15 protein-coding genes are annotated in these 15,589 nt (G+C 67.2%); 12 read left to right on the top strand and 3 right to left on the bottom strand.

The window, feature by feature from the left end; all coding sequences use genetic code 11:
* Position 1: 1 nt before the first annotated feature.
* Positions 2-862 carry a DUF6807 family protein gene (locus ABOZ73_RS01080; protein ID WP_369060008.1) on the bottom strand — a complete coding sequence of 287 codons (861 nt, stop codon included), beginning with the start codon at positions 860-862 and terminating at the stop codon, positions 2-4.
* A 115-nt stretch (positions 863-977) separates the two neighbouring features.
* On the opposite strand from ABOZ73_RS01080, the gene ABOZ73_RS01075 reads away from it, so the two are divergent.
* On the top strand, positions 978-1,220 hold the full coding sequence (locus tag ABOZ73_RS01075) for a DUF2171 domain-containing protein (protein ID WP_369060007.1): 243 nt from the start codon (positions 978-980) through the stop codon (positions 1,218-1,220).
* Between the two features lie 51 nt (positions 1,221-1,271).
* Here ABOZ73_RS01075 and ABOZ73_RS01070 read toward each other — a convergent pair whose 3' ends face one another.
* Positions 1,272-2,474 (bottom strand): pyridoxal phosphate-dependent aminotransferase, encoded by a 1,203-nt coding sequence (locus tag ABOZ73_RS01070; protein ID WP_369060006.1) that lies wholly within the window; start codon positions 2,472-2,474, stop codon positions 1,272-1,274.
* A gap of 128 nt (positions 2,475-2,602) precedes the next feature.
* On the opposite strand from ABOZ73_RS01070, the gene ABOZ73_RS01065 reads away from it, so the two are divergent.
* From ABOZ73_RS01065 to ABOZ73_RS01015, 11 genes are all read left to right on the top strand, one after another.
* A complete protein-coding gene (locus tag ABOZ73_RS01065; protein ID WP_369060004.1) occupies positions 2,603-3,028 on the top strand; it encodes a hypothetical protein in 426 nt (141 codons plus the stop codon).
* 42 nt (positions 3,029-3,070) lie between these two features.
* Positions 3,071-3,772 (top strand): TVP38/TMEM64 family protein, encoded by a 702-nt coding sequence (locus ABOZ73_RS01060; RefSeq protein ID WP_369062586.1) that lies wholly within the window; start codon positions 3,071-3,073, stop codon positions 3,770-3,772.
* A 274-nt stretch (positions 3,773-4,046) separates the two neighbouring features.
* A complete protein-coding gene (locus ABOZ73_RS01055) occupies positions 4,047-5,615 on the top strand; it encodes a 2-isopropylmalate synthase (RefSeq protein ID WP_369060003.1) in 1,569 nt (522 codons plus the stop codon).
* Between the two features lie 41 nt (positions 5,616-5,656).
* A complete protein-coding gene (locus tag ABOZ73_RS01050) occupies positions 5,657-6,538 on the top strand; it encodes a DMT family transporter (RefSeq protein WP_369060001.1) in 882 nt (293 codons plus the stop codon).
* A 186-nt stretch (positions 6,539-6,724) separates the two neighbouring features.
* Entirely contained in the window at positions 6,725-7,768 is a 1,044-nt protein-coding gene (locus tag ABOZ73_RS01045) for a rod shape-determining protein (protein ID WP_269716901.1), read from the top strand.
* 91 nt (positions 7,769-7,859) lie between these two features.
* On the top strand, positions 7,860-8,945 hold the full coding sequence (mreC, locus tag ABOZ73_RS01040; protein ID WP_369059999.1) for a rod shape-determining protein MreC: 1,086 nt from the start codon (positions 7,860-7,862) through the stop codon (positions 8,943-8,945).
* Positions 8,942-9,454: a hypothetical protein gene (locus tag ABOZ73_RS01035; RefSeq protein WP_369059997.1), complete on the top strand. Its 513-nt coding sequence runs from the start codon at positions 8,942-8,944 to the stop codon at positions 9,452-9,454. The genes mreC and ABOZ73_RS01035 overlap by 4 nt, the downstream gene beginning before the upstream one ends.
* The gene (gene mrdA, locus ABOZ73_RS01030) at positions 9,454-11,454 is read left to right on the top strand and encodes a penicillin-binding protein 2 (protein ID WP_369059995.1); all 2,001 of its coding nucleotides are present in this window, start codon (positions 9,454-9,456) and stop codon (positions 11,452-11,454) included. The genes ABOZ73_RS01035 and mrdA overlap by 1 nt, the downstream gene beginning before the upstream one ends.
* Positions 11,451-12,605, top strand: coding sequence for a rod shape-determining protein RodA (gene rodA / locus ABOZ73_RS01025; protein WP_369059993.1), 1,155 nt, complete (start codon positions 11,451-11,453; stop codon positions 12,603-12,605). Before mrdA ends, rodA begins: the two co-directional genes overlap by 4 nt.
* A gap of 62 nt (positions 12,606-12,667) precedes the next feature.
* Positions 12,668-13,444, top strand: coding sequence for a helix-turn-helix domain-containing protein (locus tag ABOZ73_RS01020; RefSeq protein ID WP_369059991.1), 777 nt, complete (start codon positions 12,668-12,670; stop codon positions 13,442-13,444).
* Positions 13,445-13,517: 73 nt separating this feature from the next.
* Positions 13,518-14,567 carry a serine hydrolase domain-containing protein gene (locus ABOZ73_RS01015; RefSeq protein WP_369059990.1) on the top strand — a complete coding sequence of 350 codons (1,050 nt, stop codon included), beginning with the start codon at positions 13,518-13,520 and terminating at the stop codon, positions 14,565-14,567.
* Between the two features lie 13 nt (positions 14,568-14,580).
* Here ABOZ73_RS01015 and pip read toward each other — a convergent pair whose 3' ends face one another.
* Positions 14,581-15,567 carry a prolyl aminopeptidase gene (gene pip / locus ABOZ73_RS01010; protein ID WP_369059989.1) on the bottom strand — a complete coding sequence of 329 codons (987 nt, stop codon included), beginning with the start codon at positions 15,565-15,567 and terminating at the stop codon, positions 14,581-14,583.
* Between the last annotated feature and the right edge of the window lie 22 nt (positions 15,568-15,589).

Genomic DNA, 15,589 nt, shown 5'->3' with positions numbered 1-15,589 from the left:
GTCACTTGGTTCCCGTTGGGCTGATGACCACCGAAGATTCCAGGCGCAGGGGTTGGCCCTTGGCGAGGGGGAAGGGCTGGCGGCCGGGGAAGACGCAGTTTTGCATGGACAGCGACTTGCGCAGGATCCAGCTGGTGATCGGCTTGTCCTGCGCCTTGCAGCCAAAGTGGATCGTCCAGGCCGGATAGGCGGCCTCCTTGGGCCATTCCAGGGCCATGACGCCGCCGGCCTCGACCGCCTCGTTGGTCGGGGTGATGGCTTTGCCGTCCGAGACGAAGCTCAGCGCGTCCGGCCGCACGGTGCGAATGGAGAAGCCGCCATAGCCTTTCACATCGTCGCTGCCGCCAAGGGCGAAGCCGTCGACGGCGGGGGTTATGATGGTGTCGAAGTCGATCCGACGGGCGCCTTCCGGCGCGAGCTTCTGCGCGGTGATGCGGGTGACTTCGTTGGCGATGACGGCGCCCTTGGCGTCCAGCCAGTCGACCTTCACCGTCAAGGCACCGTCAGCGAAGGCGCGGTCCGTGGTGCGAAAACCCAGGCCCTGCATGAACCAGCCGTCGCCGACCGAGGCGCCGTTGGCCAGCACCTGGTGCCAGCTCCAGAAAACGCCGCGATGGTGGATGTGGTCGGCGGGCTTTTCCTCGGTCAGCACGGTCTTGCCATCCGGGGCGTAGAGCGGATGGACGAAGTTCAGGCGGCCGGGGTCGGCCGGATCGGCGGCCTTGGTGCGATAGAACAGCACCGGCTTGCCGCTGTCGGTCACAGTGACGCCGTCGTCGGCCATGGTCGCGGCGATTTGGGCGCAGGCGGGAGCGGTCGAAACAACGGCCGCGGCGAAGGCGAGGGGAAGCAAGGCACGCATGCGAGGACGATGCCGTCTTGGCGGCTTGTGTTCAACGGCGATTGAACTGGAATTGGGCCTGATCGTTGGAAGAGCCGACGGGCCGCCCCCGAGGCCCGCAAGAGGAGACGATCCGATGATCACCCCCACCCAGATCCGCGAACATTTCGAAGTCGTCGGCTCGGACGACAAGCATGTCGGCCGCGTCGACCATGTGGTCGGCCAGGAGATCGAACTGGCCAAGCTGGACCTCGGCGCCGGGTTCAAGCACCACATGATCCCGCTGTCGTGGGTCGACTATGTGGATGAGACCGAAGAGAAGGTCCGCCTGAATCTGACGCAAGATCAGGCCAAGGCCCAGTGGCGCGAGAAGCACTAGAGGCTCGCAGCCCTAAGAAAGAAGGCCCGCCTTTCGGCGGGCCTTTTTGTTTTAGCGGACTGAGGCGCAGAAGCGCTGGATGCGTCCGCAGGCGTCTTCCAGGATCTCGTTCGACGTGGCGTAGGAGATGCGGAAGAACGGCGACAGGCCGAACGCCGCGCCGTGGACCACGGCGACACCCTCCGCTTCCAGAAGCTCGACAGCGAAGTCCTCGTCCGAATTGATCACCTTGCCGCTGGGCGCGGTCTTGCCCAGCAGGCCTTCGCACGACGGATAGACGTAGAAGGCGCCTTCTGGCGTCGCGCACTGGATGCCGTTGGCCTGGTTCAGCATCGAGACGACCAGGTCGCGGCGTTCCTGGAACAGCTTCTGGTTCGGCTTGATGAAGTCCTGCTGGCCGTTGAGGGCCTCGACCGCAGCGTGTTGCGAGATGGAGCAGGGGTTGGAGGTCGTCTGGCTGATCATCTTGGCCATGGCCTTAATCAGCGGCTCGGGGCCGCCGGCGTAGCCGATGCGCCAGCCGGTCATGGCGTAGGCCTTGGAGACTCCGTTCATGGTCAGGGTGCGGTCGTAGAGCTTGGGCTCCACCTGGGCGATGGTGAAGAACTTGAAGTCGTCGAACACTAGGTGCTCGTACATGTCGTCGGTCAGCACCCAGACGTGTGGGTGACGCAGCAGGACATCGGCAAGCGCGCGCAGGTCCGCCTCGGTATAGGCGCCGCCGGTCGGGTTCGACGGCGAGTTGAGGATCAGCCACTTGGTCTTGGGCGTGATCGCCGCTTCCAGTGCGGCCGGCTCCAGCTTGAAGCCATTGTCGGCGCGGGTCTCGATGGACACGGGCGTGCCGCCCGCCAGCAGGACCATGTCGGGATAGGACACCCAGTACGGGGCCGGGATGACGACCTCGTCGCCCGGGTTCAGGGTGGCGACCAGGGCGTTGTAGATCACCGGCTTGCCGCCCGGGGCGACGTGGATCTGGCTGGTCTTGTAGGTCAGGCCGTTCTCGCGGGCGAACTTGGCGCAGATCGCCTCCTTCAGCGCCGGCATGCCGTCGGGGTCGGTATATTTGGTCTTACCGTCCTGGATGGCCTTGATGGCCGCCGCCTTGACGTTGTCCGGAGTGTCGAAGTCAGGCTCGCCCGCGGAGAGCGCGATCACATTGCGGCCGGCGGCTTGCAGCGCCCGCGCCTTGGCGCTGATGGCGATGGTGGCCGAGGGCGCGATGCGGCGCAGAGCGGCGGATTCGATGGACATGGCGGGTCAGGGCTCCCCTGGAAGGTTTCAGGATTGTGGCGGTCTTTACGCGCGGTCGTGCTGCGGCGCAACGAATGGAACCCGATCAGCCCCGGCTCTTTTTCGCACAGGGGCCGTAGGAGGATCGCATGCATCGTCTTGCATGGATCGGAGCCGCGCTGCTGCTGGCGGCATGCAACGACACCCCGCCGCATGACGCCGGGGCGTCCCAGGCGACATCTTCGCCGGTGACCGCCGCCCATGCGCCGACCAGCGCCCCGTCGGTTGCGGTGACGCCGCGCTATGTGGGCCGCTGGGCGGCGGCCAAGACCGCATGCGGCCACGAGGTCTGGAGGTTTGAGGATCGCAGCTTGTCCACGGCCGGCGAGGTTGGCTGCTCCTTCAAGGAGGTGCGCGAGGCGTTGAGCGGTTACGATATAAGCGTTTATTGTCAGGCCGAGGGGCAGGCCGCCGACGGTGATCTGCGCCTGCGTTTCAAGGATGCTGCCGAAGGCATGACCGTCGAGGGCGGCCCATACGCCTGGAGGGCGAACCTGATCTATTGCGGGCGCTAGAGCCGGCTTGACCCGCCCCGGCGGATCGGCGAGGCCATGGCCATGCGTCGCCTGATCGATTTCGTCATGAACATGGACGCCCGCGCCTGGCGGGCGCTGGCCGTGTCCTTCGTCCTGTTCGGCGGGGTAGGGGTGGTGTTCCTGTTCGGCGCGTCGGTGCTGGGCTTCTCCGGCGAGGCGACGGTCGAGCGGTGGCTGGGCTCGGCGCACGGGATCTGGGGCCTGCCGGTTGCGGTGTTCGCCTTCGCGGCCCTGGCGTTCCTGGGCGTGCCGCAGTTCGTGCTGATCGCCGCGGCGGTGGTCGCCTTCGGGGCCTGGACGGGATTCGCCTATAGCTGGATCGGAACCCTGGTCAGCTCGGTCGTCGGCTTCTGGCTGGGCCGCGCGTTCGGCGGGCGGCTGCTGCGCGACATCCCGGGCGATGGGGTCAAGAGCTTCATGCGCCTGATCGGGCGGAACGGCTTCACCGCCAGCCTGATCGTGCGGCTGGTGCCGTCCGCGCCGTTCATCGTCGTCAACATGGCGGCGGGCGTGACGCCTATGAAGTTCTGGCACTTCGCGGCCGGGACGGCGATCGGCATCGTGCCCAAGATCGCCCTGACCGCCTTCGCCGGCAATTCCATTGTCCAGGCCATGAAGGGGGGCGGCATGGGGCACATCGGCCTGCTGGTCGGCGTGGCGCTGCTGTGGATCGTCCTGGGCTGGGCGGCCCGCAACTGGCTGAAGAAGCGCGAGGCGGAGTAGGGCGCGCGCCTCGTTCGTTCAGATTGTGACGATTTGGGGAACGATCTTGCTGAAATGGGGATGTCGAACCCCTTTCGGCGCATTCCTGTTGCGCAACCCCCGCTGAATCGGTAGAGAAAGCCCCATGCGCCGTAACCGCGACAACCTGCTGCTTCTTGAGCTGGGGCTTAGCCGCCCCTGGGCCGCCGTTTAGCCGCGCTTATCTTCGCGGCCGGTTGCTCAGGGGCGTTCCAGTAACTCACCCAGCAAGCCGATCTCCGCGAAAGACACTCCCATGACCGCCCCCGTATCCAGCGTAAAACGCGACCACGTCATCATCTTCGACACCACCATGCGTGACGGCGAGCAGTCGCCTGGCGCGTCCATGTCGCTGGAAGAGAAGCTGGAACTGGCGAAGATCATGGAGGAGATGGGCGTCGATGTGATCGAGGCCGGCTTCCCGATCGCCTCCAACGGCGACTTCGAAGCCACCCGCGAAGTCTCCAAGATCGTCACCGAGAGCATCATCGCGGGCCTGGCCCGCGCCGCCGCCGCTGATATCGAGCGCTGCGCCGAGGCGATCCGCCCAGCCAAGCGCGGCCGGATCCACACCTTCCTGTCCACCAGCCCACAGCACCGCGACCACATCCTGCGCATGTCCATCGAGGACGTGATCGACGCCACCACCAAGTCGGTGACCATGGCGCGCAACCTGTGCGGCGACGTGGAATGGTCGGCCCAGGACGCCACCCGCACCGAGCGCGACGTGCTGCGCCGCTGCGTCGAGGCCGCCATCAAGGCCGGGGCGACGACGATCAACATCCCCGACACCGTCGGCTACACCTATCCGGACGAGTACGGCGCGATCTTCCGCGACCTGATCGAGAACGTGCCCGGCGCGGACGCCGTGATCTTCTCGGCCCACTGCCATAACGACCTGGGCCTGGCGACGGCCAACAGCCTCGCGGCCCTGGACGGCGGCGCTCGCCAGATCGAGTGCGCCATCAACGGCATCGGCGAGCGCGCCGGCAACACCGCCCTGGAAGAAGTGGTCATGGCCCTGAAGGTCCGCGGCCAGACCCTGCCTTACGAGACCAAGATCGATCCGGTTCACATCACCCGCGCCAGCCGCTACGTCTCGGCGATCACGGGCTTCCCGGTGCAGTTCAACAAGGCCATCGTCGGCAAGAACGCCTTCGCCCATGAGAGCGGCATCCACCAGGACGGGATGCTGAAGAACGCCGAGACCTACGAGATCATGCGTCCGGAGGACGTGGGTCAGGGCGCGACCAACCTGGTCATGGGCAAGCATTCCGGCCGCCACGCCTTCCGCGAGAAGCTGAAGGCCCTGGGTTACGAGCTGGGCCAGAACGCCCTGAACGACGCCTTCACCCGTTTCAAGGAACTGGCGGACAAGAAGAAGCACGTCTTCGACGACGACATCGTCGCCCTGGTGGATGACGCGCTGGCGCGCGGGTCGGAGAAGATCAAGGTCGAGCGCCTGCGCGTCGTGGCCGGCACCGACGGCCAGTCGGCCGAACTGACCCTGGACGTGGACGGCGAGGTCAAGACCGCCGAAGCGACCGGCGACGGCCCGGTGGATGCGGTGTTCAACGCCATCCACGAGATCGTGCCGCACAGCGCCGCCCTGCGCCTGTTCCAGGTTCACGCCGTGACCGAGGGCACGGACGCCCAGGCCCAGGTCTCGGTGCGTCTGGAAGAGGACGGCCGCATCGCCACCGGTCAGGCCGCCGACACCGACACCCTGACCGCTTCGGCCAAGGCGTATGTGAACGCGCTCAACAACCTGTTCGCCCGTCGGGAGAAGGCGCGGCCCGAAACGGCTATCGCCAGCGGCTTCTAGGTCTGGCCGCGCCATCCGGCGCAGGCTAAGCGCCGCATCCCATGCTCTGGATTCCCGTGACCATCGGCGCGGCGGCCCTTCAGGTCGCCCGCAACGCCGCGCAACGCTCGGTCATGACCGGTGCGGGCCCCTGGGGCGCGACCCTGGTGCGGTTCCTGTTCGGCCTGCCGTTCGCGCTGATCTTCGTGGCGGCGCTGTGGATGCTGACCCCGGGCGCGCGCTTTCACCCGTCGACGGCCTTCTTCATCGCCTGCGGGGCGGGGGCGGGGCTGCAGATGGCGGCGACGGCGTCGATGCTGACGGCCATGCAGCGCTCGTCCTTCGCCCTGGGCACCGCCATGCAGCAGAGCGGCCTGCCGTTCGCCCTGGTCTGGGGCGCGCTGTTCTTCAAGGATCATGTAGGGCCGCTGGTCTGGCTGGGCGGAGCGATCGCCACGGTGGGTCTGACGGCCCTGTCCTGGCCCCAGAAAGGCAGTGTGCATATGCAACGTGGCGCGGTGCTGTTCGGCCTGGGCTCCGGCGCGATGTTCGCCCTCAGCGCCAACTTCTTCCGCCAGGGCGCGCTAACGCTGGATCCGGCGCATCCGGTCCTTTCAGCCTTCGCCACCGTGGCCGTGGTTCAGGCCATCCAGACGGTCAGCCTGGGCGGCTGGATGCTGGCCACCAACCGCACGGCCGTGATCGCCGTGATCGCGGCCTGGCGTCGTTCACTGGGGGCAGGCTTCTGCGGCGCGGCCGCGTCAGGCCTGTGGTTCACGGCCATGGCGCTAAGCCCGGTGGGGCCGGTGAGGGCGGTGGGCGTCGTCGAAATGCCCATCGCGGCGCTGGTTGGAAGGCGGCTGTTCGCCGAACGGCTCAGTTTGCTGCAATGGGCGGCGGGCGCCCTGACGGCGGCGGGCGTCGTGCTCGCAGCGACAGGATGATGAACAGACCGCTCCGATAGGCCTTGAAATCAACTCACTAGCAAGGCAAACGAAGCGAGTTCGGCGGGCCTGAGGGTGAGTCTGGCGATGGCGCGGCCGGGGGGCTTGCGCTTCCGCAGCATCTCCCTGGCGTCCGCAGAGCAGTTCCGCCCGTCCGACAAAAAATCCCAAGTTCCAGGGCCTTCGATGTTCTCATCCCTCTTCGGCGTGATCTCCAACGACATCGCCATCGATCTCGGCACCGCCAACACCCTCATCTATCAGAAGGGCAAAGGCATCGTGCTGAACGAGCCCAGCGTCGTGGCGCTGCGCAATGTCGGCGGCCGCAAGACCGTCCATGCGGTCGGCATCGAGGCCAAACAGATGCTGGGCCGTACGCCCGGCCACATGGAAGCCATCCGCCCGATGCGCGACGGGGTCATCGCCGACTTCGAAGTCGCCGAAGAGATGATCAAGTACTTCATCCGCAAGGTTCACAACCGCAAGGGATTCGTGAATCCGAAGGTGATCGTGTGCGTGCCGTCGGGCGCCACCGCGGTCGAGCGCCGCGCCATCAACGACAGCTGCCTGAACGCCGGCGCCCGCCGCGTCGGCCTGATCGATGAACCCATGGCCGCCGCCATCGGCGCCGGCCTGCCGATCCACGAGCCGACCGGCTCGATGGTCGTCGACATCGGCGGCGGCACCACCGAGGTGGCCGTTCTGTCGCTGTCGGGCATCGTCTATTCGCGTTCGGTCCGCGTCGGCGGCGACAAGATGGACGAGGCGATCATCAGCTACATGCGCCGCCACCATAACCTTCTGATCGGCGAAACCACCGCCGAGCGCATCAAGAAGGAAATCGGCACCGCCCGCGCGCCGGCCGACGGCGAAGGCCTGTCGATCGACGTCAAGGGGCGCGACCTGATGCAGGGCGTGCCCCGCGAAGTGCGCATCAGCGAGAAGCAGGCCGCCGACGCCCTGTCCGAACCCGTCGGTCAGATCGTCGAGGCCGTGAAGGTGGCTCTGGAAGCCACGCCGCCGGAACTGGCCAGCGACATCGCCGACAAGGGCATCATGCTCACCGGGGGCGGCGCGCTGCTGCGCGGCCTGGACGCCGAAATCCGCGATCACACCGGCCTGCCGGTGACCGTGGCCGACGATCCGCTGTCGTGCGTCGCGCTGGGCTGCGGCAAGGTGCTCGAGCATCCCAAGTGGATGAAGGGCGTCCTGGAATCCACGCTCGCTTAATAGCCGTGACGCCCCTGCGTTTCGTCCGCGATGCGGGCTAGACTGGGGGCGACACCTGAGTCGGGCGCGGGGCGCCGGGAGACCCCATAAAGTGGCCTTGAAAGAAGGTCAGTTTGGCGAGTTGAAGGTCCCGCTGACCTGGACGGCGGCGGTGGCCTTGATCGTGGCCGGCATTGTCGCCGTCGCCTTGCTGGTGAATGACCGCCGCGAAACCTTGCAGAACCAGGCCTATGGCGTCACGCGCCAGGCCGTGGACACCGTGGCCGCGCCGGTCAGCGGGGCCGTATCCGCGCCCGGACGCTGGACCCGCTCCTTCGCCGATTGGGTCGGCGACTATTTCTTCGCCGTGTCGGACAATCGCAGGCTCAAGGCCGAGTTGGTCGAGATGCGCCAATGGCGCGACGTCGCTCTGGCCCAGCGCGACATCAACGAGCGCTACCGCACCCTGATGGGACTGCGTACCGATCCGCCGATCCCGATGGTGGCGGCGCGGGTCATCAGCGATAGCCGCGGTCCATACGCCAACACCCGCCTGGCCGACGCCGGCGGCGACAAGGGCGTGATCAGCGGCAATCCGGTGATGAGCGAGCATGGCCTGATCGGCCGTGTCGTCGGTGTGGGCAGCAATGTCAGCCGGGTGCTGCTGCTCACCGACACGACCTCGCGCACTCCGGTGATGATCGACCGCACCAACGCCCGCTCGATCCTGACCGGTGATGGCGGCCCCAACCCGCGCCTGGAGTATCTGCGCGGCCGCGATCCGGTGAAGGAAGGCGACCGCATCGTTACCTCCGGCGACGGCGGCGTGCTGCCGCGCGGTCTGCCGGTCGGCGTGGCGGTCAAGGGGCTGGACGGCGCGTGGCGTGTGGCGCTGTTCGCCAACTCCACACCAATCGACTACGTGCGGATCCTGCTGTTCAAGGATTTCGCCCAACTGGCCGACCAGAAGTCTCTGTCGACGACCCAGCTGCCGACCATCAACACCGAGGATCCCGAAGCCCGCAAGGTTCAGACGATCCTGGGCAACGTCGCCCCGCCGACTGCTGGCGCGACGCCTCCGGCCGCCTCGGCGACGACGCCTCCGGCCACGGCGACGCCTGCACCGGCGCCGTCGGCGCCCCGACCGCCGGCCCCGCAACTGGCCGCGCCCGCGACGACCCCGGGGACGCCGCAGTGAGGCGCGCGGCCGCCGGGCTCAATCCTGTCCAGTGGCTGGCCGTGCCGATGCTGATCTGCATCGTCGCTGCGATCCTGTTCGCCATGCCCGCGCGCGCGTTCGGCTTTCAGATGCCGGAGCCTATGTGGGCCCTGGTTCCGGCCTTCGCCTGGGGGGTGATCCGCCCCTCGGTGCTGGCGCCGTTCGCGCTGCTGATCCTGGGCCTGTTCTTCGACGGCTTCTGGGGCGGGCCGATCGGCCTGTGGGCGCTGGCCCTGCTGATCGTCTACGCCGTGGTGATCGGTCTTCGGAACATCCTCAGCGGCCAGAGCGGACTTATGATGTTCCTGTGGTATGCGGGCTGCATCGCCCTGGCCATGGCCGTGGGCTACGCCTTCATGATCTTCGGCGAGTTGGGCCGTCCGGGCCCGGTTCCGGTCTTCTGGCAGTTCCTGATCACGGTGGCGCTGTATCCGGCGGCCGCTTGGCTGATCGAGCGGTTTGAAGATCAGGACGTGCGTTTCCGCTGATGGGCGAGCCGTCTATCTTCTTTTCCGAGGTGAACGAGCGTCAGGGCACGTTCCACCGCCGCGCGTTCCTGATGGGCGGTCTGACGGGCGTCGGCCTCCTGACCCTGGGCGGACGCCTCGCCCAGCTGCAGCTGGTCGAGGCGGGGCGGTATCAGAAGCTGTCGGCCGGCAACCAGTTCAACTTCCGCCTGGCGCCGCCGCCCCGCGGCCTGATCCTGGACCGCAACGGCGTATCGCTGGCGTCCAATCGACCCAACTTCCGCCTCCTGGTCTCACGCTCCAAGGAGATGGACGTCGACAAGACCGTCGCCGAGCTGGCGCTGCTGCTGCCGTGGGATGAAGCACGCCAGAAGCGCGCGATCCGCGACATCAATAACAGCCCGCGCAATGCGCCCGTCGCGGTCATGGAAGACATGACCTGGGAGGAATTCAGCCGCATCAACGTGCGCGCGCCGGAACTGCCGGGCGTGACCGCCGACATGGGCGAGGTGCGGGTCTACCCGTTCGGCGGCGCCTTCGCGCACGTCATCGGCTATGTGGCCAAGATCTCGGATCGCGACCTGAAGGAAGCTGGTCCCAATCCCGAGCCGCTGCTGCTGCACCCCGGTTTCCGGATCGGCAAGCAGGGGGTCGAGAAGGCCCTCGACGTCGAGCTGCGCGGCAAGCCGGGCGCCAACAAGGTCGAGGTGGACGCGCGCGGCCGCGTGGTTCGGGCCGATCCCGAGGGCGACATCCCCTCGATCCCCGGCAAGGAAGTCCGCCTGACCCTGGATGCGGACATCCAGAACCGTGCGCTGGAAGTCATGGGCGACGAGAGCGGCGCCATCGTGGTGATGGACTGCCGCAACGGCGACATCCTGGGCATGGTGTCCGCGCCCAGTTTCGACGCCAACCGCTTCGTGCGCGGCCTGTCGGGGCCGGAATACCGGGCCCTGTCGGAGTATGAGCGCAAGCCGCTGCTCGACAAGGCGCTGAGCGGCACCTATCCGCCAGGCTCGACCTTCAAGACCATGACGGCGCTGGCCTGCCTGGAGGCCGGCATCAATCCCGAGGAGCGGGTTCACTGCTCCGGGGGGTGGTTCTTCGGCGGGCGCACGTTCCACTGCTGGGGCCGGCACGGCTCGCAGAACGTCCACGACGCGATCAAGAACTCCTGCGACGTCTATTTCTACACGATGTCTCTGCGGGTTGGCCCCGACCGGATCGCCCAGGTGGCCCGGGCTTTCGGCTTCGGCCAGACCTTCGATATCGGCATTCCCGGCCAGAAGAAGGGCACGGTGCCCGACCGGGAATGGAAGAAGCGCGCCTTCAAGCGCAATCCGGCGAACCAGACCTGGTATCCGGGCGAGACGCCCAGCTACGCGATCGGGCAGGGGGCTCTGGCCGTCAACGCCCTGCAACTGTGCGTGATGACCGCGCGCTTGGCGAACGGCAGGAAGGCCCTGAATCCGCGACTGATCAAGTCAGTGGGCGGGGTGGAGCGGCCGCACGGCGACGACGTGCCGGATCTGCCGTTCAGCCAAGAGCATCTGAACGTCGTGCGGGGCGGCATGGCGGCGGTGGCCAACGACACCAGCGGCACCGCCTATCGGCAGAGCCAGCTGGGCCTGGGCGATGTGAAGATGGCCGGCAAGACCGGTACGGCTCAGGTCCGTTCCTATGGCGCGGGTTCGCGCAAGATGACCGGCGTGCCCTGGCGCTTCAAGGACCACAACCTGTACGTCGCTTTCGCGCCCTATGACGACCCGCGCTATGCGCTGTCGGTGATCATCCAGCACGGCGGCATGGGCGGCGCCACCGCCGGCGCGCCGCGTGCGCGCGAGGTCATGCGCGTGGCCCTACTGAAGGACCCCGAGGTGCGCGCCCGCATCGAGCGGCCGCTGCCCATGCCCGAACTGACGCCCGAGGCGACGGTCGAAGGCGCGGCGCCGGACGCGCCGATCGAGACGGCGGCGCCGCCCGAACAGACGACCGCTCCCACGCCGGAGACGCCCCGATGACCATGAGCGCCCTGACGCGGCCGGGTGAACGCGACCGGCTGATCGTGAAGTTCAAGGAGATCGACTGGGTCTTCTGCCTGGCGCTGTGCCTGATCGCCGGCGCGGGCATTTTGATGCAGTTTTCGATCGCCGGCGGATCCTGGACGCCCTGGGCGCTGTCGACGGCGGGGCGCTTCGCCTTCTGTTTCGCCCTGATGATCGCCCTGGCGATGATCGACCTGCGGGTCTGGTTCGCCCTGTCCTATCCCGTCTACGGAGTCGGTCTCATTCTGCTTCTGGCGGTGGAGGTGATGGGCGACATCTCGCTTGGCGCCCAGCGCTGGCTGCAACTGGGGCCGGTGCGCCTTCAGCCGTCGGAGATCATGAAGATCGGCGTCGTGCTGGGCCTGGCGCGGTTCTATCACGGCATGTCGGGGGACAGCGCCCGGATGTCCTGGTGGCTGCTGATCCCTGCGGCCATGGTCGCTGTGCCGGTACTGCTGGTGGCGCACCAGCCGGACCTCGGCACCGCGGTTCTCATCGCGGCCACGGGCGGGGCGATCATGGTGCTGGCCGGTCTGTCGTGGAAGATCATCGGCGCGGCGGCGCTGTCGGTGGGCATCGCCATTCCGCCGTTCGTGATGTTCGTCCTGCATGATTATCAGCGCAAGCGGGTGCTGACCTTCATGGATCCAGAGAACGACCCCTCAGGATCGGGCTATCACATTTTGCAGTCCAAGATCGCGCTGGGTTCCGGAGGACCGCTGGGCAAGGGCTTTGGCCTGGGGTCGCAGAGCCAGCTCAACTTCCTGCCGGAAAAGCATACCGACTTCATCTTCGCGACCCTGGCCGAGGAGTTCGGCTTCGTGGGCTGCGTGTCGGTGCTGTTCCTCTATGGGGCTGTGATCTTCATGGCCCTGCGCATGGCCTCGATCACCCATAGCCACTTCGGCCGGCTGGGCGCGGCGGGTGTGACGGCGACGTTCGCGCTCTACGTCCTGATCAATGGGGCGATGGTCATGGGGATGGCGCCGGTCGTGGGCGTGCCCATGGCGATGCTCTCCTATGGCGGCACCGTGATGCTGACCATGATGATCGGCTTTGGTCTGGTCCTGGCCGCGCGGGTGCATCGCTATACCGAAGTGACCAGCGGCAAGGGCACGCTGCTGTAGAAGACGGCGATCGCGAGGGTGCTGACGTCATGCCTTCACCGACCTTCCTACCCGGCGCGTTCATGGGGGACCGATCCCGTTGGACGGACGTGGCGGGATTTAAGGTCGGGCTGTGGCAAGCCAGCCTGCCGCCCGAATGCGTGCCGACGCATGTGCATGAGGACGCTCATTTCATTCTAGCCCTGGATGGTGGCTACTGCAGTCTCGCCCAGGATCCGCGCACGCCGCGTGATGAGGCGTTTGGCCCGGGCGCCCTGGTGTGGAACCCGCCTGGCGTTGAGCATCGGGACTGCTTCGAGAAACCCGGCGGCCGTTTCCTGTCGGTAAGCTTCATGCCGCCCAAAGGCGCGGCCCAGGGAGATCCTCTGCGCCTGAGGGAACATCAGGCTGGCACGGCGGCCAGACGCCTGGTCGGCCGCTTGGCGCGGTTGGCGGCGGGGGACGAGATCGCGGTGGAGGGTCTGGTTCTGGATATGGCCGCCGCGGTCCTGAGCGCCGCGGAACTGGACGAGGATCCGGCTCCGGAGTGGCTCATGCGGGCCGATGAGATGATCTGGGACCTGTGCGATCAGGCGGGGCTGGAGGTAAGGGAAGTCGCCCGCGAGGTCGGGGTTCATCCCGTCAGCCTAGCCCGTCGATACCGACGCCACTACGGCCGCTCTCCGGCCTCGGCCATCCGCATGGCCAGGGCGGACCGGGCGGCGGGTCTGGTCATGCGCGGGGTCGATCTGGCCGAGGCTGCTGTCCGTGCGGGCTATGCCGACCAGAGCCACCTGACGCGGGATTTCGGGGCCGTCTATGGCCTGACGCCGGCGCGCTACCGCGCTGCTTTCGCCTGAGCGGTTTCAGCTGTTCAAGACGCCGGCTCGGCGGGGTGCCAAGAAAGCCTCGTCTATCCGGAGAGTTCCTTTAATGCGCAGTCTGCTCGTCGCCATCGCCCTTGGCGTCCTGGCCTACACGCCCGCCGTCGCCCAACAGCCTTTGGCGGCGATGGACGCCGCGATCCGCGCGGGCCAGTTCCAGAAGATCACCAGCGTCGTGGTCGCCCGGCGTGGCCAAGTGATCCACGAGGCCTATTTCGATCAGGGCGGAGCCGAGGCGCGGCGCAACACCCGCTCGGTGACCAAGACCGTCACGGCGATGCTAGTCGGGGCCGCCATAGCGCGCGGCGACCTGAACGGCGTGGACGAACCGGTCGCGCCGTTCATTCAGGGCCGCAAGCCCTTCGAGAATCCCGATCCCCGCAAGGCGCGCATCACCGTTGAGGATTTCCTGACGATGAGCTCCCTGCTCGAGTGCGATGACAACAACACGTTCTCGCGCGGCAACGAGGAGCGGATGTACCTGATCGAGGACTGGGCGAGATTCGCCCTGGACCTGCCGATAAAAGGCTTCCCCGAATGGGCGCCCAAGCCGGAGGGCTCGCCCTATGGCCGATCCTTCAGCTACTGCACGGCCGGCGTGGTGACGCTCGGCGCTGTGGTGCAGAAGGCGACGGGACGGCCGTTGCAGGCCTTCGCCCACGACGTCCTGTTCGGCCCTCTCGGCATCGAGGGTGAGCGCTGGCAGGCCTCACCGACCGGGATCGCCATGAGCGGCGGGGGGCTGGGGCTGCGCAGCCGCGATCTGATGGCGCTGGGCCAATTGCTGCTGGACGGCGGGCGTCGCGACGGCCGTCAGGTGCTTTCGGAAGACTGGGTGCGGTCGATGACCAAGCCGCACGTCAATGTGTCCGAGACGCGGGGCGACTATGGCTATCTCGTGTGGCTGCCGACCTTCAAGACCGCCGCCGGCTCGCATCCGGCCTGGATGATGTCCGGCAGCGGCGGCAACCGGGTCATGGCGTTTCCCGACCTGGAAGCGGTTATCGTCGTGACGACCGAGAACTTCGGCGTCCGCAATCCGCACGGGATCACCGACCAGCTCCTGATAGATCACGTGCTGCCGGCGCTTGAGCGGTGACTGGCGTCCCGGCCTAGCGCGCCGCGGCGTCGGTAGCGCGGATCAGAGCGTCGATGACGCCCGGTTCGGTCGAGGCGTGGCCGGCGTCCCAGATGATGTTGAACTTGGACTTGGGCCAAGCCTTCTGCAGGGCGTAGGCGCTCTCCAGCGGTGTCACCACGTCGAAGCGGCCCTGGACGATCCAGCCTGGGATGTCGCGGATGCGGTCGACGTTCTTCAGCAGCCAGCCGTCATGCTCGAAGAAGCCGCGGTTGGTGAAGAAGTGGCATTCGATGCGCGCGAAGGCGATGGCGAAGTCGATCTCGTTGAACTTGGGCGGCCGGGCCTCCGGCCCACGGATCGAGATGGTGTCGCCTTCCCATTGGCTCCAGGCCGCCGCCGCCTCGGCCTGTACGGCCCGGTCGGGGTGAGTCAGGCGTTTGTGATAGGCGGCCATCAGGTCGCCGCGCTCGGCTTCCGGGATCGGCTTGAGGAAGCGCTCCCAGGCGTCGGGGAACAGCATGGAGGCGCCGTCCTGGTAGAACCAGCGCAGTTCGCGTTCGGTCAGCAGGAAGATGCCGCGCAGGACGAGGCCTTCGACGCGTTCCGGATGGGTGATGGCGTAGGCCAGGGCGAGGGTGGAGCCCCAGGAGCCGCCGAACACGGTCCACTTCTCGACGCCCAGCTGTTCACGCAGTCGCTCGATGTCGGCGATAAGCGACCAGGTGGTGTTGTCTTCGAGACTGGCGTTGGGGCGCGAGCGGCCGCAGCCGCGCTGGTCGAACAGGGCCACCCGCCATTTCGAGGGGTCGAAGAAGCGCCGCATGGTTGGGTTGATGGCGCCGCCCGGGCCCCCGTGCAGGACCAGGGCCGGCTTGCCGTTCGGATTGCCGCACTCCTCGTAATATATCTCGTGCGGGCCGTCAGTCTGCATCCAGCCGAAGGCGTAGGCGTCGATCTCGGGGTAAAGGCTCCGGCGGCCGGCGGCGGACATGACGGGGGAGGCGGCGTTGTGATCCATGCTGTCAGCCTAGGGCGCCGAA

It is taken from the genome of Caulobacter sp. 73W (genome assembly GCF_041021955.1).
Classification (GTDB): Bacteria; Pseudomonadota; Alphaproteobacteria; order Caulobacterales; family Caulobacteraceae; genus Caulobacter.
This window is presented reverse-complemented; position numbering and strand designations above follow the sequence as displayed.

Excerpts from the sequence above, each read along its gene's own strand:
- ABOZ73_RS01060 (WP_369062586.1), top strand. The coding sequence starts at position 3,071 with ATGCGTCGCCTGATCGATTTCGTCATGAACATGGACGCCCGCGCCTGG.
- ABOZ73_RS01050 (WP_369060001.1), top strand. The coding sequence starts at position 5,657 with ATGCTCTGGATTCCCGTGACCATCGGCGCGGCGGCCCTTCAGGTCGCC.
- ABOZ73_RS01015 (WP_369059990.1), top strand. The coding sequence starts at position 13,518 with ATGCGCAGTCTGCTCGTCGCCATCGCCCTTGGCGTCCTGGCCTACACG.
- ABOZ73_RS01055 (WP_369060003.1), top strand. The coding sequence starts at position 4,047 with ATGACCGCCCCCGTATCCAGCGTAAAACGCGACCACGTCATCATCTTC.
- ABOZ73_RS01075 (WP_369060007.1), top strand. The coding sequence starts at position 978 with ATGATCACCCCCACCCAGATCCGCGAACATTTCGAAGTCGTCGGCTCG.
- ABOZ73_RS01080 (WP_369060008.1), bottom strand. The coding sequence starts at position 862 with ATGCGTGCCTTGCTTCCCCTCGCCTTCGCCGCGGCCGTTGTTTCGACC.
- ABOZ73_RS01070 (WP_369060006.1), bottom strand. The coding sequence starts at position 2,474 with ATGTCCATCGAATCCGCCGCTCTGCGCCGCATCGCGCCCTCGGCCACC.
- rodA (WP_369059993.1), top strand. The coding sequence starts at position 11,451 with ATGACCATGAGCGCCCTGACGCGGCCGGGTGAACGCGACCGGCTGATC.
- ABOZ73_RS01065 (WP_369060004.1), top strand. The coding sequence starts at position 2,603 with ATGCATCGTCTTGCATGGATCGGAGCCGCGCTGCTGCTGGCGGCATGC.
- ABOZ73_RS01045 (WP_269716901.1), top strand. The coding sequence starts at position 6,725 with ATGTTCTCATCCCTCTTCGGCGTGATCTCCAACGACATCGCCATCGAT.
- pip (WP_369059989.1), bottom strand. The coding sequence starts at position 15,567 with ATGGATCACAACGCCGCCTCCCCCGTCATGTCCGCCGCCGGCCGCCGG.
- ABOZ73_RS01020 (WP_369059991.1), top strand. The coding sequence starts at position 12,668 with ATGGGGGACCGATCCCGTTGGACGGACGTGGCGGGATTTAAGGTCGGG.
- mrdA (WP_369059995.1), top strand. The coding sequence starts at position 9,454 with ATGGGCGAGCCGTCTATCTTCTTTTCCGAGGTGAACGAGCGTCAGGGC.